Origin of the sequence: Catalinimonas locisalis (genome assembly GCF_038039535.1) — a bacterium.
Taxonomy (GTDB): domain Bacteria; phylum Bacteroidota; class Bacteroidia; order Cytophagales; family Cyclobacteriaceae; genus Catalinimonas.
The window spans coordinates 105,743-132,477 of the sequence record NZ_JBBPHP010000007.1; the positions used below are offsets into that span (position 1 = coordinate 105,743).

Annotated in this window: 24 protein-coding genes; 16 read left to right on the plus strand and 8 right to left on the minus strand. The window is 43.7% G+C overall.

Annotated elements, in window-relative coordinates:
• The first annotated feature begins 117 nt into the window (after positions 1-117).
• From WJR50_RS11570 to WJR50_RS11595, 6 genes are all read left to right on the plus strand, one after another.
• Positions 118-897, plus strand: coding sequence for a phytanoyl-CoA dioxygenase family protein (locus WJR50_RS11570; protein WP_341293434.1), 780 nt, complete (start codon positions 118-120; stop codon positions 895-897).
• Positions 898-1,091: 194 nt separating this feature from the next.
• Positions 1,092-1,730, plus strand: a complete 639-nt coding sequence (locus tag WJR50_RS11575; protein WP_341293435.1) for a CPBP family intramembrane glutamic endopeptidase — start codon at positions 1,092-1,094, stop codon at positions 1,728-1,730.
• A 78-nt stretch (positions 1,731-1,808) separates the two neighbouring features.
• A complete protein-coding gene (locus tag WJR50_RS11580; protein ID WP_341293436.1) occupies positions 1,809-2,261 on the plus strand; it encodes a DinB family protein in 453 nt (150 codons plus the stop codon).
• 42 nt (positions 2,262-2,303) lie between these two features.
• Positions 2,304-3,773, plus strand: a complete 1,470-nt coding sequence (locus WJR50_RS11585; protein ID WP_341293437.1) for a sulfatase — start codon at positions 2,304-2,306, stop codon at positions 3,771-3,773.
• A 129-nt stretch (positions 3,774-3,902) separates the two neighbouring features.
• Positions 3,903-4,772, plus strand: a complete 870-nt coding sequence (locus WJR50_RS11590; protein ID WP_341293438.1) for a carboxypeptidase-like regulatory domain-containing protein — start codon at positions 3,903-3,905, stop codon at positions 4,770-4,772.
• A 93-nt stretch (positions 4,773-4,865) separates the two neighbouring features.
• On the plus strand, positions 4,866-6,281 hold the full coding sequence (locus WJR50_RS11595; protein WP_341293439.1) for an amidohydrolase family protein: 1,416 nt from the start codon (positions 4,866-4,868) through the stop codon (positions 6,279-6,281).
• Between the two features lie 43 nt (positions 6,282-6,324).
• Here the strand turns inward: WJR50_RS11595 and WJR50_RS11600 are convergent, their stop codons facing one another.
• The 6 genes from WJR50_RS11600 to WJR50_RS11625 form a co-directional block, all read right to left on the minus strand.
• The gene (locus WJR50_RS11600; RefSeq protein WP_341293440.1) at positions 6,325-7,236 is read right to left on the minus strand and encodes an SMP-30/gluconolactonase/LRE family protein; all 912 of its coding nucleotides are present in this window, start codon (positions 7,234-7,236) and stop codon (positions 6,325-6,327) included.
• Positions 7,237-7,314: 78 nt separating this feature from the next.
• Positions 7,315-7,938: a DinB family protein gene (locus WJR50_RS11605; RefSeq protein ID WP_341293441.1), complete on the minus strand. Its 624-nt coding sequence runs from the start codon at positions 7,936-7,938 to the stop codon at positions 7,315-7,317.
• Positions 7,939-8,125: 187 nt separating this feature from the next.
• The gene (locus WJR50_RS11610; protein WP_341293442.1) at positions 8,126-8,869 is read right to left on the minus strand and encodes a DUF1326 domain-containing protein; all 744 of its coding nucleotides are present in this window, start codon (positions 8,867-8,869) and stop codon (positions 8,126-8,128) included.
• A gap of 90 nt (positions 8,870-8,959) precedes the next feature.
• Positions 8,960-11,380, minus strand: a complete 2,421-nt coding sequence (locus WJR50_RS11615; protein ID WP_341293443.1) for a TonB-dependent receptor — start codon at positions 11,378-11,380, stop codon at positions 8,960-8,962.
• 104 nt (positions 11,381-11,484) lie between these two features.
• Entirely contained in the window at positions 11,485-12,924 is a 1,440-nt protein-coding gene (locus WJR50_RS11620; protein ID WP_341293444.1) for an FAD-binding oxidoreductase, read from the minus strand.
• Positions 12,925-13,214: 290 nt separating this feature from the next.
• Complete coding sequence (locus WJR50_RS11625) at positions 13,215-14,327, minus strand: nickel-binding protein (protein WP_341293445.1); 1,113 nt, start codon at positions 14,325-14,327, stop codon at positions 13,215-13,217.
• A 440-nt stretch (positions 14,328-14,767) separates the two neighbouring features.
• Between WJR50_RS11625 and ggt the strand changes: the two genes are divergently transcribed.
• From ggt to WJR50_RS11670, 9 genes are all read left to right on the plus strand, one after another.
• Complete coding sequence (gene ggt, locus WJR50_RS11630; protein ID WP_341293446.1) at positions 14,768-16,456, plus strand: gamma-glutamyltransferase; 1,689 nt, start codon at positions 14,768-14,770, stop codon at positions 16,454-16,456.
• A gap of 31 nt (positions 16,457-16,487) precedes the next feature.
• Positions 16,488-17,486, plus strand: coding sequence for a nucleoside hydrolase (locus WJR50_RS11635; protein WP_341293447.1), 999 nt, complete (start codon positions 16,488-16,490; stop codon positions 17,484-17,486).
• Between the two features lie 181 nt (positions 17,487-17,667).
• Positions 17,668-18,756, plus strand: a complete 1,089-nt coding sequence (locus tag WJR50_RS11640; RefSeq protein WP_341293448.1) for an endonuclease/exonuclease/phosphatase family protein — start codon at positions 17,668-17,670, stop codon at positions 18,754-18,756.
• 35 nt (positions 18,757-18,791) lie between these two features.
• Positions 18,792-18,941, plus strand: coding sequence for a glycine zipper domain-containing protein (locus WJR50_RS11645; RefSeq protein WP_341293449.1), 150 nt, complete (start codon positions 18,792-18,794; stop codon positions 18,939-18,941).
• 958 nt (positions 18,942-19,899) lie between these two features.
• Positions 19,900-20,880: a hypothetical protein gene (locus tag WJR50_RS11650; RefSeq protein WP_341293450.1), complete on the plus strand. Its 981-nt coding sequence runs from the start codon at positions 19,900-19,902 to the stop codon at positions 20,878-20,880.
• 281 nt (positions 20,881-21,161) lie between these two features.
• Complete coding sequence (locus WJR50_RS11655; RefSeq protein ID WP_341293451.1) at positions 21,162-21,608, plus strand: YybH family protein; 447 nt, start codon at positions 21,162-21,164, stop codon at positions 21,606-21,608.
• A gap of 35 nt (positions 21,609-21,643) precedes the next feature.
• A complete protein-coding gene (locus tag WJR50_RS11660; RefSeq protein ID WP_341293452.1) occupies positions 21,644-22,228 on the plus strand; it encodes a DUF7010 family protein in 585 nt (194 codons plus the stop codon).
• Between the two features lie 97 nt (positions 22,229-22,325).
• Positions 22,326-22,877, plus strand: a complete 552-nt coding sequence (locus tag WJR50_RS11665) for a glycosyl-4,4'-diaponeurosporenoate acyltransferase CrtO family protein (protein ID WP_341293453.1) — start codon at positions 22,326-22,328, stop codon at positions 22,875-22,877.
• Positions 22,878-22,983: 106 nt separating this feature from the next.
• Positions 22,984-24,261 carry a 3-keto-disaccharide hydrolase gene (locus WJR50_RS11670; RefSeq protein ID WP_341293454.1) on the plus strand — a complete coding sequence of 426 codons (1,278 nt, stop codon included), beginning with the start codon at positions 22,984-22,986 and terminating at the stop codon, positions 24,259-24,261.
• A 36-nt stretch (positions 24,262-24,297) separates the two neighbouring features.
• Here the strand turns inward: WJR50_RS11670 and WJR50_RS11675 are convergent, their stop codons facing one another.
• Entirely contained in the window at positions 24,298-25,182 is an 885-nt protein-coding gene (locus tag WJR50_RS11675) for a sugar phosphate isomerase/epimerase family protein (RefSeq protein ID WP_341293455.1), read from the minus strand.
• 161 nt (positions 25,183-25,343) lie between these two features.
• On the opposite strand from WJR50_RS11675, the gene WJR50_RS11680 reads away from it, so the two are divergent.
• Positions 25,344-26,057, plus strand: a complete 714-nt coding sequence (locus WJR50_RS11680; protein ID WP_341293456.1) for a MarC family protein — start codon at positions 25,344-25,346, stop codon at positions 26,055-26,057.
• A 111-nt stretch (positions 26,058-26,168) separates the two neighbouring features.
• Here WJR50_RS11680 and WJR50_RS11685 read toward each other — a convergent pair whose 3' ends face one another.
• Positions 26,169-26,735 (minus strand): hypothetical protein, encoded by a 567-nt coding sequence (locus WJR50_RS11685; RefSeq protein ID WP_341293457.1) that lies wholly within the window; start codon positions 26,733-26,735, stop codon positions 26,169-26,171.

Below are 26,735 nucleotides of genomic sequence, written 5' to 3' on the forward strand. Positions count from 1 at the left end.
GGTCTTAGTACGCATATGGCAATATAGTATCTTGGCTGACTATTTCCAGTGTTTGGAGCCTAAGGAAGTTATAATGTGCTGAAATTGTTACATTAGAGTATAAAGAAAGTACTTCGTATGAAGCTGAGCGAAATACAGATACAACAATTTATACATGAAGGCTTTGTACGGCTGGACCATGCTTTTTCTCAGCGATTAGCTGAAGAAGGCCGTAAGATTTTGTGGCAGGACATAGGCGCAGAGGCTGATGATCCTTCCACCTGGACTCAGCCGGTAGTCAGGTTAGGGAATTATAGTCAGGAAGCCTTTCGTAAGGCGGTTAATACGCCTGTGTTACATACTGCTTTTGATCAGTTGGTAGGTAAGGGCCGCTGGCTGCCACGTAACGATCTGGGAAGCTTTCCTGTACGCTTTCCCAGTGCCGATGCACCTGCTGATACCGGCTGGCATGTGGATGCCAGCTTTGCGGGTGATAATCCACAGGATTATCTGTCATGGAGAATCAATGTACACTCCCGGGGGAGAGCTTTGCTGATGCTATTTCTCTTCTCCGATGTAGGGGAAAAAGACGCGCCCACCCGTATTCGTGCAGGCTCTCATCTGGAGGTAGCCAGACTGCTGGAACCTTATGGTGATGCCGGTCTGTCATTTATGGAACTGGCAGAAAAGCTTGATGTAACTGCCCACTGTCAGGAAGTGCTGGCAACAGGGAAGGCAGGGACGGTTTACCTTTGTCATCCTTTTTTGGTGCATGCCGCCCAGCCTCATCATGGTAAGCAGCCACGCTTTATGGCGCAGCCACCTTTGCTTTCAGTGGCGGACCTTCAGCTTGAACGAAAAGAAGGAGCGTATTCACCCGTTGAAATAGCGATTCGTAGGGGCATTGTAATGATATAAAAAAACAGCTTACACTTTTTGGTCATAAGAAAGCCAGTGCTTTGTGGAATGTAATGTAAAAGCCAGCAGTAAAGCCTTTTGCTATTACCTCCCATGATGTTGAGATAAGAAATTTGAGATTTAATAATAAAATAAGGTATAATATTTTCAGGTGGGAGGGATGCTATGTATTTTACTGTTTTAATAAAATGCATATGTCCTCATTTTTTGGAAAGTGGTATTATTCAACGTTTTTCAGAGTCACAGAGCTCTTATTTTTTTATTTAGTACTTCCCCTGCTGACGAAATGGTATATCTCAGGAATGTATATCATCATTCCTCTACTCACTACGGCAGTGTTGTTTTTTGTTTTCCTGTGGCATGATCCCACTTTTGATAACAAAATACTCTACACCCTTAACAAGTATCCCTGGAAGAAAGCAGCTTTGCGCTTTCTGTTGCTTGCAGCATTTGCAGTTGGCTTTACCTGGTATTTTTATCCGGATCTGTTTTTTCAGTATCCTTTAAAAAATACACACAATTATCTGCTTACGTTAGGATTATATCCTTTCCTCTCGGTTATTCCGCAGGAAGTAGTGTATAGAAGTTATTTCTTTCATCGCTACAGGGATTTGTTTTCCCAGCAATGGATCTTCCTGTTTAGCAATGCTTTTCTGTTCGGTTTTTTGCATGTGATCTACAACAACTGGTTTGCACCCATCGCGGCATTTACCTTTAGCTGGATTTTTATTTACAACTACCTGAAAACCAAAAGTCTGGTCAACGTTTGCATTGAGCATTACTTCTACGGCGTAGCGCTTTTCACCATTGGTCTTGGCAAGTTTTTTAAATAGATATTGGTATAACAGTATGGATAAAGGCGTCTCCCTTTCAGGCAAAGACAAGTATATATTCATTAAATAAATATTAATATGGAGATTATAAAACTTCTGGAAGATACTAAACACAAGACTCTGGAACACTTTGAACTATCTGAGTCAGATTTGCGCACAACTTATGGTGAAGGGAAGTGGAATATACATCAGATACTGGTGCATCTCGCTGATGCAGAAAGTGTATTATACGAGAGAATCAGAAGGATTATCGCTGAACCGCGGCAGGTGCTCTGGAACTTTGACCAGGATGCCTGGGCAGAAAACTTAAACTATAAAGCTTATCCTCTGGCGCTGAGTAAAAATCTATTCACTGCTGTCAGAGATAATATGATCTACCTGGCAACACAGCATTATGAGAAACTCGGTACAAAAGAGTTTGTGCACAGTGATACCGGAGTGCGAACCTTAAAAGAAGAATTTGATAAAGTAGCCAGCCATAATCAGCATCACCTCAGACATATTGAAGCCGCATTGAAGAAAGCACAGTAAATTTTTTATATTGAAAATTGAATTCGTTTTGAATCTGTTTTCATGAGAAATATACTAATACTCTTCCTGACCCTGTTTTTTTATTCCCGGCTTCCTCCTATTCAAGCCCAAACGGATAGACCCAATATTCTCTTTATTGCCGTGGATGACTTTCGTTCAGAAATCAATCCTGAAGTAAAGTCTTTCATCCAAACACCTAACCTGGACCGTTTGGCTACTGGGGCTTATACCTTCAATCAGCACTACGTGCAGGTGCCCACCTGCGGGGCTTCTCGCTTTGCCCTGCTTACCGGTATGCGGCCTTCTACCCAGGGCCATCTTTCCAACAGTGCCATTGCTGACAATATGATCGGAAAGGCGGAAGGAGAACGGCCGGAAAGTTTTGTGCATCATCTGCGGAGAAATGATTACTATACCGTAGGACTTGGTAAAATCAGCCATTCTGCTGATGGTTACTGGTACGGCTATACCGAGCCGGTATCAGAGCAGCAGGAAATGCCCCACAGCTGGGATGAGCTGCATTTTGACTATGGTAAGTGGGGTACCGGCTGGAACGCCTTTTTTGGCTATGCCGATGGTAGCAATCGTCAGGGCATGAACCGGCAGGTGAAGCCTTATGAAAAAGGAGAAGTAGGCGATGAAGGTTATCCTGATGGGCTCACCGCGGCTTTAGCGATGGATAAACTGAGAGAGCTCAAAGACCAGGATCAGCCTTTCTTCATGGGATTGGGCTTCTTCAAGCCTCATCTGCCTTTTACTGCTCCGCAAGAATATTGGGATTTGTATGAGCGGGATGAAATCCCCCTTTCTCCGGTGCCACACATTCCTGAAAATGTGAGTCGTAAGAGCTTACATCAAAGCGGAGAGTTTAATGGCTATCATCTTACAGATGAGGAAGCCGGTCTGGAAAATGCGGTCTCGGATGAATACGCCCGCAAGCTCCGCCATGCTTATTTTGCCAGCATCAGCTATTCTGATGCATTGATTGGAAAAGTGCTGGACGAGTTGGAGAGGCTGGGACTGGCAGACAATACCATTGTGGTTGTATGGGGAGATCATGGCTGGCATCTGGGAGATCAGCTGGTGTGGGGGAAGCATACAATTTTTGAGCAGGCACTCAAAAGTACACTGATGATCAAAGTACCCGGTATGGAAGGTAACGAAACCATCAATACGGTAGTAGAAACTGTAGATATTTATCCTACGCTTATGGATCTCTGTAATATTGAACCTGCCTACCCTACGGATGGCGAGAGCCTCATGCCTCTGCTTCGTGCTCCTGAGCAGGCATCCAACTGGCTGGCGTACAGCTACTTCAGAAACGGTGTTTCACTTCGCAATGCGCGTTACCGCCTTACTAAGTATTACAGAGAAGAAGAACCGCTGATTGAATTGTATGATCATGAGAACGATCCTTATGCATCTAAAAATGTAGCGGAGAGCCATCCAAAAGTCGTTAAAGAGCTGATGCCCTTGCTGGAGAAAGAGTATAATAATTTTTACAATAAGTAACTTGAACGTAAACCTTTTTCAGATGTATTGATCTTATTTGCTCAGCTTAGTGAAAATAATCGGGTGAACTATAACAATAGTGGTTTCGGTTTACGTTGAAAGAATGACTTGTACCAATTATCCAACCCTATGAAAAAGAAGTACTTTGGGTACTTTGTATTGCTGCTTGTGTTTCTTCCCATACTTAGCTATGGGCAGGAAGAAGTAATCATAGAGGGTAGGGTGGTGGATGCTGACTCTCTACAGGCATTACCTTTGGTACACGTCAGCATCAAAAACGCTAATCTGGGAGGTGTTACCGACACTGATGGGCGATTCAGAATCAGGGTGAACCTCACCGACTCTATAGTTTTCTCCAGTGTAGGTTACAAGCCTTACCTTATCGTGCCAGCAGATACTACCCCTCAGAGTTTAAGCAAGCTGATCGTCCGCATGGAGCCACAGATTACGGTGCTGGATGAGGTAAAGTTTAAAGAGTACATAGACATCACCAAATATATTCCACGCCAGTATGACAGTACGGTAGATTTGAGAAGGTCACAGGGCACACCAATGCTGGAAAACTGGGAACCCAAAGAGAAAAACGCCGTGGGAGTAGGCGGTGGAGAAAATGGTGCGCGGCTGGAAGGAGCGGTGACCGCTTTTGCCAATCTCTTCAACAGTGAGTTTCAGCAGAAAAAGAAACTTGAAGAAATCCTGAAAATTGAGGAAGAAGAGAAGCGAAATCAGTCCATCAAAGAAGCCATGACAGAGAAATACGAGGCGATGGTATCGGTAGCTGCCGATCTCAATCAGTACGACATCCAGCGGTTTACAGACTTGTACATGCCTCACCCCTTTGTCATGATGGAAATGAGTGATTATGAAGTCATGGAAGATATCGTGAAGCACCTCAGAACATTCCGCCCTCAGCCAGACCCTCTGGAAAGACTACTGGAAAACGGTAATTTTGAAGGGCAGAATAGCCGAAAACAGCCTGTCAATCCCCCTAAGCCTTAGCTTGATTCTGATCATGTAAACATTATGGCTTTGTGTCTATTAAAGATTTATTGATTACACAGAGTAGTATAATGTTCATGAACCCGAATACCCATGCGAGCTAAATCTTCATACCAGGAAATAACCGATACAGAATTAAAACAAAACAACCTCAACAGGCGCAGTTTTATGGGAAGAGTAGCTGCACTTGGTGCGGCCGGAATCACTAGCCCTTTCTCGTCCTTTGCTTCTTCGTCCCCAACTCAGGATGCTGATCATCTGCTCATCCGCAATGGCTATGTCCTGACCATGGATACCGATACCGGAGACTTTCCGCAGGGAGATATTCTGATCCATGGAGGTGAAATAGCGGCAGTAGGAGAAAATCTTGATGCACCTGACGGAACAGAAGAGATCAATGCCGAAGGTATGATCGTATTACCAGGTTTTGTAGAAACCCACTGGCATATCTGGAATTCTCTGATGCGCTCCCTGATCGGTAATAAGCCTGGGGTAGGGTACTTTGAGATGAAAGACATCATTGGACCGCACTTTCGTCCGCAGGATACTTATGCGGCTACCCGTTTTGCAGTAGCAGAAGCTTTGCATTCCGGGATTACCACTCTACACGACTGGAGTCACAATGTGCGTAGCCCGGAATATGCCCAAGCCAGTTTACGGGCATTGAAAGAGTTGGGCACAAGGGGACGTTTTTCTCAGGGGCAGACCGCGACAGCCGGACCAGATATTGATTTGGAGCTACTGCAGCAGCTTCATCAGCACTGGTCTGAATATTCCAATAATGGATTGCTGGAACTTGGACTGGCCTGGGAAGGAATGAAAGGGGATAAGGCCAGGCGAAAAAAAGAGGTGGCTACAGCCCGTGAAATGGGGCTGCCTATTTCAGTACATGCTGATACATTAGATCAGCTTGAGGGTTTGCTGGACGGTGATTTTCAGATTATACATGCGATGAAGATGAATCCTGAAGGATTTAAAACTATGGCAGAGGCAGGCGCATCAGTAAGTTCATCTCCATTCAGCGAAATGAGAATTGGCTACGGCCTTCCGCCAGCGGTAGATATGTTAAACTCAGGCGTGACCATTGGTCTTTCGGTGGATACTACGCCTCTTTCCGGAAACGCGGATATGTTTGCACTTATGAAGGTGTTTCTTAATCTGACGAATGGTATGGCCCAGGATCAGTTTGAGGTATCCCCCAGAAGAGTGCTGGAGATCGCTACCATAGAAGGCGCACGTTCCTTAGGTATGGACAATAGCGTTGGCTCTATCAGTCAGGGAAAGCGAGCAGATATAATTATGGTTTCGGTAAAAGATATCAATATGGGAGTATTGACCGATCCAGAGAATCTTCTGGTGCTTTCCGCTCAACCCGCCAATGTGGATTCGGTGCTGGTAGATGGAAAATTCCGCAAACGCAATGGTCAGCTTGTCGGCATCAACAAAGAGAAAATCATCAGTGAAGCGAGAGCTTCTCTTGAATATTTGTTGGAGCAAAGCGGTTGGTAAATTGTTAACGTTTATATCTCTTTTAGCAGCATATCGGCTTTAGCTATTTTCTAGAAGTCTCATAGTTTAGCTTACTCAGATCCAGTTTATACACATATCCAGATTTCTGAAGCTCATTGGGACAGCCTGTGATGTACAATTGATCACCTTCCGGACCACCAAAAGTAATGTTAGTGACACGTCTCTGTCCGGCAGGCAAGGATTTTATTAATTTTCCCTTTGGGCTCAAAACTTGTATCTGACCCATTTCATAATGGGCAACATAGAGATTTCCAGCTTTATCAAAGGCGATGCCATCAGGACCTGACCATTCACCATCCTCCCTTTCCGGCAATTTGGCAAAAACTTCCTGTTTACCAACCTTGCCTGGTGAAATGACAAGGTAGCTCAGTATTTGGTTTTTACCACTAAGGGCTACGTGTAAGACTTTACCATCGGCACTCAGTGCTATCCCATTTGGAAATCCATCTAGCTCAGCTACCAAGAGCGACTGACCATTGCCATCCACATAGCCTACTATACCAATAGAATCATTTAGTACCTTTGAATCAGTGAAATAGAACCCACCATATTCATCCAATGCCAAATCGTTAGGAATTCCTAAAAGCCTACCGCTACATTCAGTTATCACTTCTCCAATTTCATTTCCATAAGGATCAAACTTTAATATAACTTTGCGATTTACATCACAAACTAAGTGCGTACCATCTTCAAGAATCTTATGCCCCGTGGGGTTTCCTAACTCAGTCCACACAGATATCTCACCGGATGAAGTAATTCGTGTAATCGGGCCTTGATGGGGTTCGGAGACATAGAGGTTACCCTTTTTGTCAAAGACAGGGTTTTCCGTATAGGTAGCCAACTTAGCCACCTCTACAGGTTCAGGGGTATCCTGGGAAATAGCCGGAATAGCTAGGGCTAATGATAAAATAAAGGTTAGGATTTCTGTACGCATGCTTGTCTATTTTCAATTTAAGTAGTACGATTTGATGTTGAGGTACTAAAGAACGTTTTGGATTCTTAAAAGCGTTCGTCATAAAATATTGTACTGGCCATAACCTGGAGGCTCCACATTCATCAACCTTAAATAGACTATCGCCTGAGCCCGATGATGTGCTGTGTGATTTTCTCCCCGGAGTATTAAATCCAGGTTTGTATGTCCTGCCAGAAATCCAGGTTTTGGCTTTTCTTTTCCCTGGTAAAGCACCTCATCATCAATCTGTGACAGTGTAGCGATTACATCGTCAAATGTTTCAGTGATATAATCGGTTACCCTCTTTTTATTAAGATCGTCGGATTGTTTTTTCAAATGACCAACCTTGAATATGTCAATGTCATCGGGAGGTGGTATCAGATAATCTTTTTGCATTAAGCTCTCAAAATCTGTGAACTCTTCTTTATCCGTCATGAGGCCCATAAAGAGAACATTAAAAAAGCTGAGATGGATGAAGTGCTGAGCAAAGGTCAATTGATTTTCAGTAGGGCTAAATTCAATATGCTCAGCGGGCATAGCATCAAAAACGGCTAGCGTATATTCTTTTGACTTTGCCCACCTGACTTTCAAATCGTTGATTAATACATTTTTTTCAGCATCCCGTGAAGGTATAAGCGCAAAAGGACTTACTCCAATTAAACTGAGTATTGATCTACGTTTCATCTTTACAATAATTTTTTATGAGAAAAGCTAACAGTTGTTTTTTTCATTCTTACGATTGTTTGAGGTGAAAAAGAGGAATTATTTCCCGGAAGGGCCCCCATTTGCCTGAATAAAGTCAAGCTAATTCCCATTTTCCTAAAACAAGTATCCTGCACTGAGACAGGATACCTGGATTTGAACTGTGCCTTTACCGGCCTGCCATCACATCCTCGGAGGTCATGTCTATGGTAACCATAAATCCAGTGGTACCTTTAAATTCAAATGCTTTGTCACCTGCATGATAGGCTTCTACCAGGTTGGGCATTAAAATGATGCCATCATTGCGGGGAGCCATCACGTATCCGATATTCTGAACCACTACCGGATCATCAGTCATGCCTTGCTGACGCTGGAGTACCATTTCGGCAGTCTTGCCGTCATTAAGTCGGGCTTCAGCTTTATCATTGTCTGCCATCCACTGCATATCGGCATCTTCTTCTATTTCAAAAGAATTCCACTGCAGAGGGTAAATATGACTAAGGATAGCTTTAATGCCTTCTCTTTGCTCAGGGCTCACGGAGGTATCAAAGGTCAGTACTGCCCAGTCGGCATTGCCTTGGGAAAAGTCTTCTCCCAGATCACCGGCCAGCCAATATTTAGCGGCATCTAAGGCTACCCCATTGTAGCTGCCTTTATTGACTTTATGTGCCATATTAAAACGGCAAAAATGCACTGCTTCTTCTCCATGATGATCAGCATGTTGGCCACTATGACGGGGAGCGGATTGTCCACTGAAAAAACATTGGCAGAACATAGTACAGCTGCATGCCTCAATGACTGTAGCATTAAAGTCCCATTGTGGGTTGGCTTCTGTCTGTGCCCAAAGCTGAGGTGCGTAAATCATCGTTCCGATAGCTAAGCAGAGCGAAATTTTTGAAATTAAGCTTTTCATAGTTTTTAGAGTTTAAGTAATGTGTGTATGTGGGTATTTTTTTAATGGGTGTACCCAACCAAAGCATTAGTTAAAGTCTCAACTTAATCCTCAGTTGGTGACCCGGTTTTGTTCCGCTGCCGATGCACCTGATCGCTGTCTTGCTCCTTTAACTTTGTTGTTCCCAAATTTCTGGGTATAGGTGATGATGAACTGACGTTTTTCAAACTTCAATCTTCCATCTAGTAAAAAAGAAGCACTCTCATGTGTTTTCCATCTTAATTGTGTGGTTTCAAAAATATCGTTGCAGGAAAATCTCAAGGAACCATTATTATTGAATTCTTTCTGGATTCCCAGATTTACAAAGCCTCTTGCCAGCCAGTTGAAATAGCCGTTGATGACAGGTGAGCTATAGTTGCCTGCCAACTCCAGGGTAAACTTATGGGGCAGCCGAAAGGTATGTGTGCTATTGGCCTGAAATCCTTTCTGGGTTCTTTGATAATATTCCCCATTCAGGTCGGTATCAATCATCTGCCAGTTAGCGGTGAGGTTATTTTGCATTTCCCACCAGGGCGTCACTTGGAAGGGTAAAGTGAAGGTGGCGGCAATGGTATTCCTTCTGTCAATATTATCAGATACGAAAATAAGCATATTGGTCTCCTGGTCAATCTGTGGCTGAAATCTCATGATCACATTCTTGTCCATGCTGTATTGTAAGGAAAACATAAAGCTCTTGTAAGCATAGTCTCCTTTGATATTATGGGTGAAAGTGGGCAAAATATTAGCATTACCTGAGAAAAAGGTATAAGGGTCCAGAAACACTACAAAAGGAGCCATTTCATTGAATGTGGGTCGGGTGATTCTCCGGCCATAAGAAAACTGGAGGATATGATCTTTGCTTAGTTTTCTGGACAAGAACAGGGAGGGGAAAAAATTACCATAATTTCTAGCAACCAACTCACCTTCTTCCTGGGATTCCAGGTAAGTATTGGTATGCTCATACCTTAATCCCGCCTGTAGGGTGGTAGCATCATCTATCTCTATTTTTAAGGAAGAAAAAGCCGCCAGTATATCTTCGGTAAGATTAGCATTGCTACTATAGGCAGGTTCTTTGATCCAGTTTCCTTCTTTATTTTCTTCAAAGGCTACATCATTGATCAGGTCGGAAAATGTGCCCTTAACACCTGATTCAAGGGTAATGGATGAGCCGATATTAATAGAATAATCAAGCTTGGCCACCCAAATGTCAATTGGTGTGTCTTTGGTAATTCTATTTTCTTCTTCTCGTACAAGAGATTCATCCCCGGCATAGTAGTTATTGCTATAGTGCGAGGGGTTGGCATTATTATAGGTCAGATAATCCAGATTAGCATTGAGTACCTGTCCCTGAGGAAATGTATGCTGCAGGTTAATATTGCCCATCAAATGTTTCCACCGGTTTGTTTCCAGCATCCTTAAATCAATGAGTGTATCAGTGGATAGTGTATAATTGAAAACAGAGTAAGTGGGTGCCACCATCTGAAAACGATTATTATATCCACTCATTAATCCGCTGAAAATAGTATTTGTACCCAGTAGATAATCAAATCCAAACTGGTAATTGTGCGTTGTACGGTCTGTGTTTCGGTTGGAAATATTTAAAGAAGATACGGATTCAACATCATTTTCACTTTCCCTTTGGTTCCTCCAGCGTTGTAGTTGTTCAGTATAATTCAAGGAATAATTGACATATACACTTAGTCTTCTTCCCTGATGGTTCAGGCTGACACTTGTATTGGCCAACTTTCCGCTACCATGCCCCAGGCTACCCGTAAAAGTACCATGTGTGCCTACCACCCCATTTCCTTTTTTCGTGATGATATTGATGAAGCCGGCATCTCCATCAGCATCATATTTAGAAGGTGGTACTGTCATAATCTCTATTTTCTCTATGTCACCGGCATTCATTCCCGCCAGCATTTGATAAACGGCTTCCATAGGCATACGGCTTCGCTTTCCATTCATCAGTACGATGACTCCCTCTTTGCCACTAAGGGAGAAAACATTGTTTTGCCGGTTTACAAATACTCCCGGAGACCTTTCCAGTACATCAATAGCAGAAAGACCTGCTGAGGTTATACTGCTCTGCACATTGATCACCATCTTGCCCATCTTCATTTCGTAGAGAGGCTTGGAGGCTTGTATTACTACTTCATCCAGTTCCTGCGTGTCTTCGGCGAGTGTAATTATGCCTACAGAAAGCAGATCCTTTTTTTGAATCTCAAGAGGAGGGGAGTAGGTTTTGGTGTATCCTATCATGTAATACTCAATGAAGTAACTACCATTGGGTACATCAGCCAAGCTGAAATGTCCTTCTTCATCAGATACAGCTCCTTTTACCAGTACTGAATCTGACTGGCTACGCAGTAATACATTAGCATAGGCAAGGCCTTTATGCTGGTTGTCGTGAATGCTACCCTGAATGCTGCTTTGAGCATACATTAATTGATTTAGGGATAGCAATGCTATTGTGGTATAAATAAATAGTTTCATACTATTAGATGAATTTCAGTGGAGAAAGTAACCTCACTATAGTATGCAGGGAGAAGAATGCGGAAGCAGAGGGGAAGCCCCTCTTTTTCCGCTATAGCTAATACTTACTTATGAGAAGCTGGTTTAATGTTAGTGTTCAGTCGGAAGAAATTCTGGGAATCATACTTTGTCTTGACAGACACCAGTTTCTCATAATTTTCTCCAAAAGAGTCTTTCAACATATCCGAAGGACCAACCAGATCAGCGTTGAAGTTGAAGTATACTTTTCCCTGAGAATGCTTTTGCATCTCATTGAAGAAATTACGGGTCCATTCAATATTTTTTTTATTATCCAGAGGGTCAGTCCACATGGTATCTATACTCAACAAAAACCTCGCTGAGCGATCCCCAAAGGCAGTAGCCTCAGAGGAGACCTTACTGATGGCACCCTGTAGATTGCGTATGGACAAGAGTGTTTCAGGTGCGGGTAATGCTTTGGCTTTGTTGATGATAATATCCTGAACCTCTTCGCTCAAATCATCCAGGTAAATACATTTCCAGTATCCATAGAGTGTTTGCTTTTGTAAAAACGGATCAAACATCTGTTGTACGCCTACATAAGGGTAAATGTTGCTGAGATCGAGTACTGGTGTTGTGATTTCTCTTAGGGGTTGCATTAACTTTTGCCCCTCTTCCGGAGCTCCAGAGTACATTCCGGCAATGACAGTTACCCCTTTGCCATGCAATTCTTCAGGAAAGTTAGGGTGATCAGGAATGGCCCAATGGATACAATCAGAAGTGATCTCATGGGGTGCGGTTCGGGTATACTCTACCCAGAAGCGCATCACTTTTTCAGCCTCTTCTCTCGGGTACATGCAGGCAGTGAAGAAAACTTCTGGCCCCAGGTCCATGAGTTTAAACTCAAAACAAGTAACCACGCCAAAGTTTCCACCACCACCACGCAGTGCCCAGAAGAGGTCAGGATTTTCAGTTTCGCTGGCATAAACCATTTCGCCGTTGGCCAAAACCACATCAGCACCGATGAGGTTATCAATGCTCATGCCTGCTTTTCTGCGCATCCAGCTTAATCCTCCACCCAGGGTAAGTCCTGCTACTCCGGTATCAGAGACTACCCCGCCGGGGCAGGCCAGACCAAATATTTGAGTTTCATGGTCCACATCCTTCCAGGTAGCTCCTCCCTGTACTTTGGCAATTTTTCGCTTTGGGTCTACCAAAACGCTTTTCATATTAGACAGATCAACTACCAGCGCATTGTCGCCAACAGCATTTCCAGCTACATTGTGTGCTCCCCCTCTAATAGCAAGTTGCAGCTTATTTTCACGGGCAAAATTAACGGCTTGTATTACATCAGCCGTCCCGGTACAGCGCGCAATGATAGCTGGCTTTTTGTCAATCATCTTGTTCCATACTAATCGGGCAGTATCATATTGTTCGTCGCCATTCAGTAATATATCCCCCATAAAAGTAGCACTGAGGGTATCCAGCGAGTTTTCCTGAAGTAATTCTCCTGACTGATTCCGAATTTGGTGAAGTGTAGTTTTCATAGTTGAAGATTATTTAAGTGTACCTACAAAATATTCTGCTGTACTGTGATTAATTGCTTTGACACGCTCCACTGTTTTCTATACAAGCTGCTTCCTATATAGCAGGGTTAATGGCTTTAAGTCTTCAGCCCAACAAGGTTTCGCTTCTTTGAGAAAAACTATAGTCAGATTGAAGATATATGCTGAAAGAAAAAGGGCTTCAATACCAATAGTGTCAAACTAGAATTTTAGTGAAGCTATTGCTAATACAAATGATTCAAATGTTTGTAAAATTGATTCAGGGTGTCCGATTATGCTGATTGTAGTTCTGAAGGCGTGTACCCGTATTTTTCATGAAATGTTTTGCTGAAATAAGATGGACTGGAAAAACCGACTTCATAGGCAACTTCAGAAATACTCTTCTTTTTAGATTGCAATAGAAACCATGCTTTTCTCATGCGTACTTCTTTGATAAAATCGTTAGGAGACTTCCCGGTCAGGGCAATTACTTTACGGTATAACTGAGGCCTGCTTAAACCTATTAATTTGGAGAGCTTGGAAACATTCAATGGTTCTGCCTGAAGGTTTTGCTCAATGATGGTAAACAGCTTATCAGTAAAAACTACTTCAGGCCCCGTCAATACCCTTGCAGAAGAAAGGGTTGCCGGATACAATGATCCCTCAGTTTCCATCTTTAGCAGTTCTTTCAGTTGTGCAGTTATGATGATCTGGTCAGGCTGGGCAATCAAACAAAGCCTGTTGGCCTGCCTGATGGCAATTTCAAAAAAGCCGTCTTTTTCAGTTAAAGGCTGACCGTTGTTTAGGGCGATTCTATACGTAATATTCCACTCGCTACTTTCTTCATGCTTTTTGCGCAGCCGCTCAATAGTCTCTCGTATGTTTTTTGCGCACCTGATGGCATTAATGGGTGAATCAAATACACCTACAATCTTTTCCTCATTCGTATACTCAACAAATCTTCCATTGAACTTGGCAATGGCATCTACTACCAGGTTTTTAGGTTTGATAGGGACCAGATAGTATTTATTCTCGGTAGCATCAGTTCTTCTTATGTCGGTGAGGAGGATCGTACGATTGGCAACGTCCGTTTTTCCTTCCATGGTGAGCGTCATATGGCGGTCTAGCGGTGCTTCTTCTCCCAAAAAAAGTTTTAGATAAACAGGCTCTACCTCCTGTATATTACAGGGTGTGTTACCGTGAGTTGACCAATGACAGGTTTTTACAGCTTCGGGATCCGGGCCTTCAATCAGACAAAATACGGTAGAGGCTTCTTCATTGAACCAATATTGATGAAAACGTACACCAAATTCTTCCTGTCTGGCTAAATCAGCCTGGTGGGCCAGCCTTATGTCTTCTTCCGTAGGCTTGCCTTCTAATTTGTGAAAATCAATATAAATAGGCATGGCTGGTTAAAGTTATGGTCAACAATAAAGTAAAAGCTCCTGTCAGAAAGAGGAAAGGCTAATTGACTATGCTCATGATAGAGAACTGATGTTAAGAGATATTAACCACAAACAACAATTGTCCATTTGAAATAACTGAAAAGCAGATGTGGTACTACAAAATTATTCTCTGCCTGACATTTAGATCTTCTTTATCAAGGACATTTTAGACTTAACATAAAGCTAATCATAATAAACTATGCTTGTTAGTACATATGATTCATTTACTGGTAAATTTGTTTCATTTACCCTCTTATTTGATTCATAATACTTCAATTTTACATTTTAGGGGACTTTTTTAGCTGTTCTTCTATATAGATTTACCGTTGTAAATTTATGTATTCCTTTAGGCAAAAAGACATTTTCCTTTATCTTACAACCCTACTACAACCTACAGCCTTATGAAAAAACATTGCCTTCTACTTTTTCTATTATGCTTTATCACATTCACCACTTACGCTCAGGATCGCTCCTCCGGTAAATCTTTTGCTACCCGTTCCGAAGTCTTAGCACGTAATGGTATGGTAGCTACCAATCATCCGCTGGCTACCCAGATTGGTATTGACATTCTCAAACAAGGAGGATCAGCCATAGATGCTGCCATTGCCGCCAATGCTTTCCTGGGCTTTGCCGATCCCGGCATGAACGGCATAGGCGGTGATCTTTTTGCCATTGTCTGGGATGCGGAATCTCAACAACTTTACGGAATCAATGGCAGTGGAAGGTCTGCGCAGAACATGAGCAGAGAATACCTGCTGGCTCAGCAGGAGAAAGGCATTCCTTATTATACAGGTATCCTTTCTGTTACTACTCCCGGATGTGTGGATGCCTGGTTTGCGCTCAACGAAAGGTTCGGCAAGCTTCCGATGTCAACGCTGCTACAACCTACCATTGCTTATGCCAAAGAGGGGATTCCTATCACACAGGAAGTAGCCGACAATATGAAAGATGTGGAAGAAGAAGTAATCAACAGTGATCATGAGAATTTCAAAGCCCTCTTCTTCACCGACGGACATTTTCCCCGCAAAGGAGACATTTTTAAGAATCCTGCTCTGGCCAATACCCTTAGTCTGATCAGTGAGCAGGGGAGAGATGCTTACTACAAAGGAGAAATTGCCGAAAAGATTGAAGCCCATATGAAGAAAAGGGGCGGTTTCCTGACCCAAAAGGATTTAGCGGCCCACGAAGCCGAATGGGTGGAGCCAGTATCGGTTAACTATCGTGGTTATGATGTGTACGAACTTCCTCCCAATGGACAGGGTATGGGTGCCCTGCAGATGCTGACCATACTGGAAGGTTTTGACATCGGCAGCTTCGGTTATGGTAGCGTGGAGCATATCCACCACTTCTTGGAAGCCAAGAAACTTGCCTACGAAGATATGGTACACTTCTATGGCGACCCTGACTTTGGTGATATTCCCATAGAAGAATTACTTTCTGAAGAATACGCAGCGAAACGCAGGGCATTGATTGATCCTGACAAAGCTGGTGTCTATCATCCCGGTTTACAGTCAGGTGATCATACGATTTATCTGACCGCCGCGGACAAGGATGGCAACATGATCTCATTTATCCAAAGTAACTCTGCGCTTTTTGGCTCAAAGGAGGTAGTGGAAGGCTTGGGCTTTCCGCTGCAGAACAGGGGAGGAGGATTTATTCTGGAAGAAGGACATATCAATACTTACGCACCCGGCAAACGGCCTTTCCATACCATCATTCCTGCTTTTGTGACCAAAGATGGTGAGCCTTTCATGAGTTTTGGGGTGATGGGAGGCGATATGCAGACCCAGGGCCATGTGCAAATCCTGATGAATGTGCTGGACTTTGGGATGAACCTACAGGAAGCGGGGGATGCACCCCGTATCTACCATCGGGGCAGTATATGGTATGACGGTCATTCCGATAATGTCGGTGATACTTATCTGGAATCAGGCTTTGATTATGAAGTGCTGAGCGAACTGATGAAGAAAGGCCATAACATTCGCATGAGCAGAGGGATATTCGGCGGATATCAGGCCATTATGTTCAAAGATGGTGTATACTATGGCGCTTCCGAATCCCGCAAGGATGGACAAGCGGCCGGATATTAGCTATCAATCGTTTTTTTGTATAAACTTTTTTATGAAGACTATTTATCTGATTCTGTTTAGCGTTTTTATCTCTTTTTCAGCTTTTGCCCAGCCCACCAAGATCATCTTTGACACCGATATGGAATCGGATGTGGATGATGTAGGGGCTTTGGCGATGCTGCACGGACTGGCTGATGCCGGAGATGCGGAAATATTAGGCACGATGGTGTGCAGCCTCAATCCCTGGTCAGTCCCTACGGTGGATGTAGTGAATACCTATTGCGGCAGACCGGATATTCCCATCGGAGCGGTCAAAACCTTGGGCGTGTATCGCAATTCCAAGTACGCCCGTATCCTCTCCGAAGAGTTTCCTCAGGACGAAGGGCTGGGTGAGAGTGCGCAGGACGCTACCCAGCTTTATCGCCAGTTGTTAGCGGCAGAAGAAGACAGTAGTGTCGTCATTGTTACCGTAGGTTATCTTACCAACCTTGCTTACCTGCTCAACAGTGCTCCCGATGACATCAGTCCGCTCAATGGGGTGGAACTGGTACGTAAAAAGGTGAAGCATCTGGTCTGCATGGGAGGGCGTTATCCCTTTCAGCAGAATCCGGGACGCTGGGGCAACTTCAAACCTGACCCCGGAGCCATTGTGCATGTCGCGCAGGACTGGCCTACGGACATTATCTTTACCGGAGGAGGCGATTTTGCGGATCTTTTTCAAACCGGCAAAAAGACATTTGACTATCCCCAGGATTCCAATCCTATTTCCCGTGCCTACACTATATTTCTGGAGAGTTGGAACAGAAACTATCACCACAGTGCCGATTTGATTGCTGTTTATGTAGCGGTAAAAGGCTGGGAAGAGTTTTTTGAATTCAATTCCCAGGGATACAACCATATTTTTGAAGATGGTACGCATATGTGGCGCCTGCAACCCAATGATCCCCGCCATCATTATATTGATAACCTCAAAGAAGGCATTGATCCCGATGAAGTGGCTGAGCTTTTTGATGATTATATGATTAGTGCTATACGGGCCAAGGCTGAGTAGGAAGCAGGAAGTAGGAAGATGGAAGTGGGAAGGTATTAGCAAGCGACACTTCAAACTTCCCTCTTCCAACTCCCGACTTCCTGCTTTCCCAAAAAACTTAACAGGAACTTCATGTACTCCTTACTTCTTACATTTGCTATGTCATTGGCAGCCTCGTACCTTTAATCAAAACTTTAAAGCCATGGAACTCAAAGTAGCCTTTTGGAACCTGCAGAACCTGTTTGATGCGCAACTGTCGCCTATAGCGGCCGATCTGGGCTTTACTGCTGAAAATGGATGGACCGAAGCGGTAGTGGAAGCCAAACTGGACCATCTGGCCCAGGTCATTCGCCTGATGCATGAGGGAAGTATGCCCGATCTGCTGGGCGTTTGCGAAGTAGAGAACAAACCGCTGATGGAACGGCTGATCAGCAAGCTAGATGCTGAACGCTATGCGGTGGCGCATGTGGAAAGTCCAGATATCCGTGGCATTGACGTTTCACTCATGTACAACAAGCAGCTTTTTCATCTGGACCCTGAGATGCCGCCCCGAGCCGTTAAGGTTACCAACCGTTTTCCTACCCGGGATATCTTTGAAGTGCCACTTCGTCTGAATGATTCGGATACCGAACTGATCGTCTACGTGAACCACTGGCCCAGCCGCAGCATGGGCAGGTACGAAAGTGAGCCGCTGCGCATGACGGTAGCCAATCACCTGGGCAAACTCATAGATGATAAGCTCAAGGTAGATCGTGTGGCCTATTTGTCCATGCCCGATACGGAAGAAACCCTGCAACTGCTCAACCGCTACTGGAACCGTAATGTGCTGGTGATGGGCGATTTTAATGACGAACCCTTTGACCGCAGCATACTGGACTACCTCAAAGCCAGTAGCGGCACCGATCATCTGGAGGAAGCCATCAAGGCTGATCGTTATTCGGGAAATGACAGGGAGAACACGCCCATGCCGCAGTCATACTTTGAGGAGCAGGCCTATCTGTTCAACTGCATGTGGCCCTTTCTCGCTCAGCCGGATATCGGAACCCTGTATTACGGCGGTGCTACCAATACGATGAACCTGCTGGACCAGTTTATGGTCTCCCGGGGCCTGTATTATGGTGAACAGGGCTTAAAGTTTGACTGCGAGTCGGTAAAAATCTTCCGCCCCGACATCATGAGCAGCGCCCAGAAGAAGCGGCCGGTTCGCTTTGACTTTGATAAGAACGGAGTTAAGCCTCCCAAAGGCTACAGCGATCACTTCCCCATCACCGGAAGGATAGAAGTGCTGTGAAATTTGTATATTCTGATGTGCAAAACTCTATTAATATGAAAAAGAACAAATACCTGGTAATAGGGATAGGCGTGAGTACAGCAGTGGGGGTGGCTATGGATAACATTGCTGTGGGACTCGCCTGCGGAATAGCCATAGGCCTGGCCATTGGGGCTATGGTATCCCGCAAAGAAAGCCATAAGTGAGCTGCTGCCTCTCCATCATGCTTCTCGGTATTTATGCGCAGGAGAAGGGCCTTTATGAATGACGGATGGTTGATTCACCATCGCATCAATAGCATGCGCAAGTGGGATAATAGCAGTCATAACTGCTAAAGCTTACATTGCCCAGAAAATCAGCCTTCATGAAGCACTGCAGGAGCACTCATCCGGGAGAGTTGATAGTAATGTAGTGCTGCAAGTTTAATGAAACACTTGATTTAGTGGACAAACACTGTTGCAAGTCCAATGAAACACTTGATTTAGTGGACAAATACTGTTGCAAGTCCAATGAAACACTTGATTTAGTGGACAAATACTGGTGCAAGTCTAATGAAACACTTGATTTAGTGGACAAACACTGTTGCAAGTCTAATGAAACATTTGATTTAATGGACAAACATTGCTGCAAGTCCAATGAAACAATTGATTTATTGTACAAACGTTGCTGCAAGTCCAATGAAATACTTGATTTAATGGTCAAACACTGCCGCAGGTCCACTGAAACCCTTGGAAAAATGCTGATGTAGTGCTGCAACACCATTTTTCTACCAGGAAAACAGGACAAACACTTTTGCACAAGCATTTTTCCCTGTGGAAAAGAGGTTGCGCAGCGCTGCGCTGTAATATTTCCTTAAGAAAAATGGACATGTAGCAATGCAATAGCATTTTTCCAGCAGGATCAATGGACATGCAGCCCTGTTTTACCATTTTTCCCGGCAGATGAATGGAAAATCAATCCCCCGCAAACATTAGGAAAAAAGAAGAAATGAAGAAAAAGAGGAGAGGGGGAAGTACTGTATCTGATGATTGTGAGAAACTTTGTGAAATAATGTATATTTTGAGTGATATAATTACTTGAGCACATTGACAGTGGATATTTAGAAGATATACTTAATTTGTACTATTCTATACTTGCTAAAATGATCAATAAAGAACAAAAGCTATGAATGGCAGACAAATCTTTAACTGGAGCATTCGGTTTGTTGTATTGCTCATCCTGTATTATGTTTTTTTCATAAGCGGTACACTTGCGATCACCGGCTTGCTCCCGGATGTCAGCTCGGAGCCGGGATTACTGCCCAATGACATAGGTTTACTAATCATTGGCATTGCCAATACGGTGCTCATTATACTGTTAATTCTAAGCTCACGATGGTATGGATGGAAATTAGCCATAAGCCTGGCTTTTGCTTACTATGGTGCAGTAACTTTTCAAACCCAGATTGAAAGCTGGTATTTCCTTTTGCCCTCAACCATTGATGAACAATTGTTATTGCGTTTATTTATGATGGGTTTACCGCTTGCGTTTGTTTATATACCCCTAGCCGTTTGGATTTTGAGAAAAGGAAAGGCAAATGATAAGGATAAAATAAAGCCTGAACCTTCATTAAGATTGCCTCCCGGACAGTGGATATGGAAGTTGATGGTCATTGCTTTAGTATATCTAGTACTCTATTGGGGTGCGGGTTATTTCATTGCCTGGCAAAATCCGAATTTGCGTGCTTTTTATGGAAGTCCGGGCGATATAGTCCCTTTTTGGGAACATACCGCAAATACCTTAGCCATAGATCCTGGCTTATTTCCGTTTCAGATTTTGCGCGCATTGTTATGGACGCTTTGTGCCCTCCCCATTATTCTTGGATCTAAAATGCATCCAGGCTACACCACAATACTTTTGGGTCTATTCTTTACGATTCCTCAGTGTTTGGGACTGCTCATAGAAAACCCGCTCATGCCGGATGCCAGTGTTCGTCTTAGCCACCTGATTGAAGTGGGTACGTCCAATTTTGTGTTTGCAATGATTATAAGTTGGCTATTGCATCGTGAACACCAATCTGTACAGGACTTGTTGGGCATGAAACACAAAATAAAAAAGAATGAAAAGGACATAAGCCCCTCTATCCCCACTAGAGCGCATTTATAATATGTTCTTCAACTCTTTGGACAGAAAATAGGCGCGCCTTCCATGCAGGGCCTTGCAAATACGCGCCAGATCAACCCCCTCTCTACCGCAAGTTTAGCGAAGCGTAACTTGTGGTAATTTCCCGCCACTGTTTGTGAGCACTGAACAAATCATTTGGCTGGTATCACATATAGCAATAAGTGAGTAGGGATTGAAATAAGCTGTACTTATTTATTTATACAATCTTTGAAAAGCGTATCTTGAGCAGAAGATATACTATACCAGACCAAATGATGAATCACATGAAAAAATACGCAATCCTCCTTTTACTAAATGTGCTGATGCTCAGCCCAACCCTGGCCCAGGAGAATAAAATGTACGATGAAGAGAGAGAAAACATCAGAACATTGATTGACGCATACGCTCAGGCCAGAGAAAAACAGGATACCGCTTCGCTCAATGAGATCCTGACCAAAGATATTGATCAACTGGTTTCTTCGGGAGAGTGGCGGAGAGGAAAAGAAGAGGCGCGGCAGGGCATGATGCGCAGTTCTACCAATAATCCCGGCGAAAGAACATTGACCGTTGAGCATATACGCTTTCTCAGTCTGGAAACTGCCATCGCCGACGCCCGCTATGAGATCAGCAATAGTGATGGAAGTGTAAGGAAAATGTGGAGCACATTTATCGTAGTACACGGAGGAGACCGGTGGAGAATCGCTGCCATCAGAAACATGCTGCCTGCCTAACATACATAATTCTTAATCAAAATAAGCAACATCCTATGAACGCAAACGAACTGAATCAACTGAGACTGGAACTCTCCCTCAAGGCAAAGCACGGTATAAATTTCATCCTTGCAGCCAGCATCACATGGCTCATGATTGCTTATGCCTGGACATTGTCTTATTCAGATTACGACAAGAGCGTTATTACTTTCATCATTGGAGGGCTGATGCTTCCGATGGCCTGGGGGCTTTCTAAACTCTTGAAGACAGCATGGACCATCAAAAATAATCCACTACAGTCCCTGGGCCTGTGGCTTAATTTTGCCCAGCTATTTTACTTTCCTTTTCTGATACTCATGCTTATCAAATCTCCGCAGTACTTTGTCATGACATACGTTATCATTACCGGAGCGCACTTCTTTCCCTATGCGTGGTTCTACAATGAAAAATCCTTTGCGATCATGGCAGGCGTAATTTCGCTGGGCGCATTACTGATCGGCCTGAATGTAGCGGCAGAAAATATGTTTTGGGTTCCGGCATTTATGACAGCGGCTCTGGTCGTACTGGCAGGATTACTCCATTTATCTTATAAGCAAAAGCTTAAATCCATGCCCCAATTATCTACCTCGGGGAGTCTTTAGATTTAGGATAAAAGGATAGAGAAGATATTCCCATTTGTGCGATCCATATATCGTAACAAGAGTTCTACAGCGAGAAGCTTTATCCACCATTTATCTCATGGATACTAACAGAAAGGCAGCCGCAGGAGCTAGGCGCAGTGTCGCAATCTACAACATGATTCCTAACCTGTTTTGGTCAGTGCTAAATCTGCTTCCTGTTGTAGTTTTTTGTTATGAAAATGTGCCTCTAAAACTGTTGTACGTCTTCATCGGAATAAGCCTGTTGACAATATTACTGCCCTGGTCTTTTTTTGATCGTATCCAACTGTCTAAGAAGCTGAAAGTATACAAAAGGCTGGGCGTACATCAAGTAAACAGGTTTACCCAGAACGGAACTATCATCAACGCATTGATCAGAAAAAAATATCCCTCTTACAAAGTTGTGTCATTGTCTAAAGTTCAATGGAAGAAGCTCATTCAGCAAAGCTACATATTTGAGAAGTTCCATTTCATGATGTTTGTGTTCTTTACCATCCTTATGGTGTATGCTTTGATAAAAGCCTTTTACGGATGGGCTTTGATCATCATGCTTTGCAACCTGATTTATAATGTATATCCTAACTGGCTGCAGCAGTATATCCGCTTAAGACTTAGGCGAACTGTTAGATAGGTTGAAGCAAAAATACCAGCTTGCTTTTGCAGGAGAATATTGGAAATTATTGCTTCATCTGGGATGTATGCGGCTTTTTATTAAATTGCTTTTCTATAGCAACCTCATGATGAATTACCTGAAAAATCATTATCAGTTTAAGTCCACTCAGCTAGTAGTTTTCGTTTGCCTCCTTTACTTTGGAGCATGCACACCTTCTCAAAACGAAACAGAAACCATTGCGGTAAAGTCACAGGAGTGGCAGCCCCTTTTCAATGGAGAAAACCTGGAAGGCTGGAGCAGTGTGGGGAGCGCTGAGGCAAGTGTTGAAAACAGCGTACTAACAATCAGGCGCAATGCTGACGCTGCCGGTTGGTTATTTTCAACGGCACATCCTGCTAACTTTGAATTACGGGCCGAGTATAAACTTAAGTCGGGAGCCAATAGTGGCGTAGCCGTTCGTGTGCCTACCCAAAGAAGCAGCGACCCTACCAGCAGTGGGTATGAGATCAATCTGGATAACCGTTCAGACATACAAAACCCCAGTGGAACGATAGACTTTCTGGCGCGAGCCTTCTGGACTGAAAGTATAGAGCCGGAGGGCTGGAACCAACTGCATATCCTTGCCGATGGAGATCATATACAGGTAAAAGTGAATGATCAGGAGGTAGCAGAAACTTTTAGTCGTCGTAGCATGCAGGGAGCTATCGCATTGCAGGCGCCCTGGGGTGAACAGGGAGAGGTAAGCTTCCGTAATATTGAGCTGAAGGAACTGGCTCCTTCTTCAATTACTCAGCCTCTGATAGATGATTACATGCATTCTACTTACAAGCGGAATAAAGTCCCTGTTTTTAATGGGGAAAACCTGGAAGGCTGGCATACCCTCAATAACGCCAGCTGGGCAGTGCTGGATGAGCAGATCACCGGAGACAGTCGTGGCTCAGAGGGAGGGTATCTTTGTACGGACAGTACCTACAAAAACTTTTATCTGAGCCTGAAATTCAAAATCGCTTATGAAGATAACAGTGGTGTGTTTATCCGTCTGCAACCTGATGCTGAGGAGGTCAGCCTGGATGTAGGGCTGGAGGTTAATGTGTACGATGCCCCCGGCCTTACCTGGGCACATCCTACCGGCTCCATTAACACCCATGCTCGCGCTTTTGCCGGTCTGGTAGACTACAATGACTGGAACATGATGGAGATTTTTGCTTTTGATGAACAGATAACGGTTTATGTTAATGGTATCAAAGCAGCAGAAAGTCTGGTGCCGGAAGCTTATCAACATGCCGGTAATATCTGCCTGCAGGTATATCCCAGGGTAGCTACTGACGGAGGTCCATCACAGGTCTCATACAAGGATATCATGCTCAAGGACTTTGATGAGATTCCGTTTATCGGATATTAGTAGCCTCCGGAAAAGATAGCTTAGCCCGCCAAGATGCTATACCTCAATCGCGAACTGAGCTTCCTGCAATAGCGCTTTGACTTTTTGTTTAGGATCACCTTCACCTAATGTTTCCAGAGGAAAGTAACCGCGGTAATTGGAGTCTCTGGCAATGGAAACAATTCGCTTGATATCTGTTTTCTCAGGCTTACCATTGACATACACTTCTTCCTTCACCTGCCAGCTGCGGGCGTAAGGCGCAAGTTGGCGTACCTCTTCGTAAGGATTGTCTCTCAGACTGCCAATATCCAGCATCAGTCCCAGCCAGGGATGCTGTACTTCCTGCAAAACTTCTTCCACTTCGTCGGCAGTTTTCAGAAACTCGTAGTGGTTTTGCAGATTGATCATAATTCCATGTTTGCCACCCAGGTCAGCACTTCGCTTTAGCCCCTCAATCAGTCTTTTTCTTGCTTTTTTCCATGCATCGCGCTCATTGATTTCTTTTCCGGCAAACACCCGTAAGGAGGGCGCACCAATTTTAGCAGCAGCTATTACCCAGTTTTCAATTAACTGGAAATCCGTTTCCCTCTTTTCTTTATCAGAGAGGGTAAAGTCATTTCTAACACCTGTACCGCTGATGGCCAGTCCTCGTTCATAGGCTTTACGTTTGAAATCGTATAGAAAATGATCATCCGGTACTTCAGGATAACCGGGAAAATAGTAAGCGGTAGGGTCAAGGGCATCAAAAGCCAGGCTGGCACAGAAGTCCAGCAGATCGTCAAGTTTCATGCTACCCTCACGTAGTGCCTGATTAAATGAATAGGCATTAAGTGCTAGTTTGAGGTGAGGGGGGTAGTCTCTTTTATGATGTGAAAAACTAAAAAATGAAGGAATGGCCAAAATTGCCAGTCCGGATCGCTGTAAAAAATTTCTTCGGTGCATAGGTTGTGGTGTTTGGTAAAATATACACAAAAAAATACGAAGGATGCGCAACTGATTCCACAGTAGACAGGGATACATTTTTCACATATGTTTTTATGGTTTCAAATGACTACTTATGCCACAGAAAAATGAATTGGCATAGTCTTGTCGGGCATAAGGGCATGAATTTAAATTGGAATCTTATACTCAATTTTGTGGCAGCAATGCTTGCTATTGTTAATCCGGTGGGCCTGGTACCCTTTTGGTCCGAGCTGATGAATGATGCGAGCCGTCGTGTCAAGTTTCAGGTAGCACTTCTGACCACCATTACTGCTACGGTGGTGCTGTTGATCTTTCTCAATGTAAGTCAGGCGGTGCTTGGATTTTTTAGTATAGATGTGGCAGTTTTCAAGGTGGCCGGAGGGATATTACTCTTCCAGACCGCACTCTCTATGATCAAAGGGCAGGCAACTCAACTGGAAGAACGGCAAGAAGAAGGAAACACTTCCTTTCAGATTTCCAAGCAGCGTTTTCGTAAGATCATAGTACCTCTGGTGGTACCTTTATTAGCTGGTCCAGGCTCAATTACTACGGTTATACTGTTTAGCTCAAGGGCCGATGGACCCATGGATAGCTTGGGTTTATCAGCGGTGTTGGTGATCACTATGCTGATGCTGTTTTTAATCTTTACCTTTTCTCATGTGGTAGAGAAAAGTACGGATGATCTGGTTTTTACAGTATTTACCAGAATTTTGGGAGTACTGGTAGCTGCGGTAGCCATGCAGTTTGTACTGGAAGGTTTAGGAGAAGTTTTTCCTAACTGGCTGGAAGGTCAATCCACATTTGATAATCCTGACTCTCTGGGGGCCTCTCCTGATACAAATCAGAATCCATGATAATAAGATGAGTTGCCAGGCCAGAAGTGCTGAATTGTCAATCGTACTACTTAACAAAAAACCGGCTTATCAATGTTGATAGCCGGTTTGAGTTAATTTATTGGTTAAGGATCAATTCTCATTCGGATATGCCGGATTGGGAGGTCTGACATCAAAAATCAGTACGCCAAACCCAGGTAGATTAGTATAAAATTGAGCATATCTACCGGTAAAACGTCCATCAAGAGAAGGGTTGTACGTATAGTACTGTCCGTATTCTGAATATTCAGTGCCATCAGTAGTAGTGATGCTATAGGTAAACTGAAATTCATCTCTACCGCTACCATCGTCATCAAAATCTTCAATACTTTCACCAAAATAACTGTACGCTTCTTCAGCGCTTATGGTAAGGGTAGAAGGGAAGCTGTTGAAACTACCCAGAGAAACAGTTTGAGGGCCATTGCTGATAAACAGCTCAATGCTTTCAGCTTGATGCGTATCAAAACCTTCGTAATTGAGGTCAAACTCAATTTCAGTAGTTTCCAACTGATCAGCATTGAAAAAGTATTTGTCGGGAGCAATATCAGCTTGCGCGATAATCCCTACTTCATAGTCAGGCATACGGATAGAATCTTCTTCAGAACAAGCAGAGATGAACAGCAAAAAACTTAGTATATAAAGAATATTTATAGGTCTCAT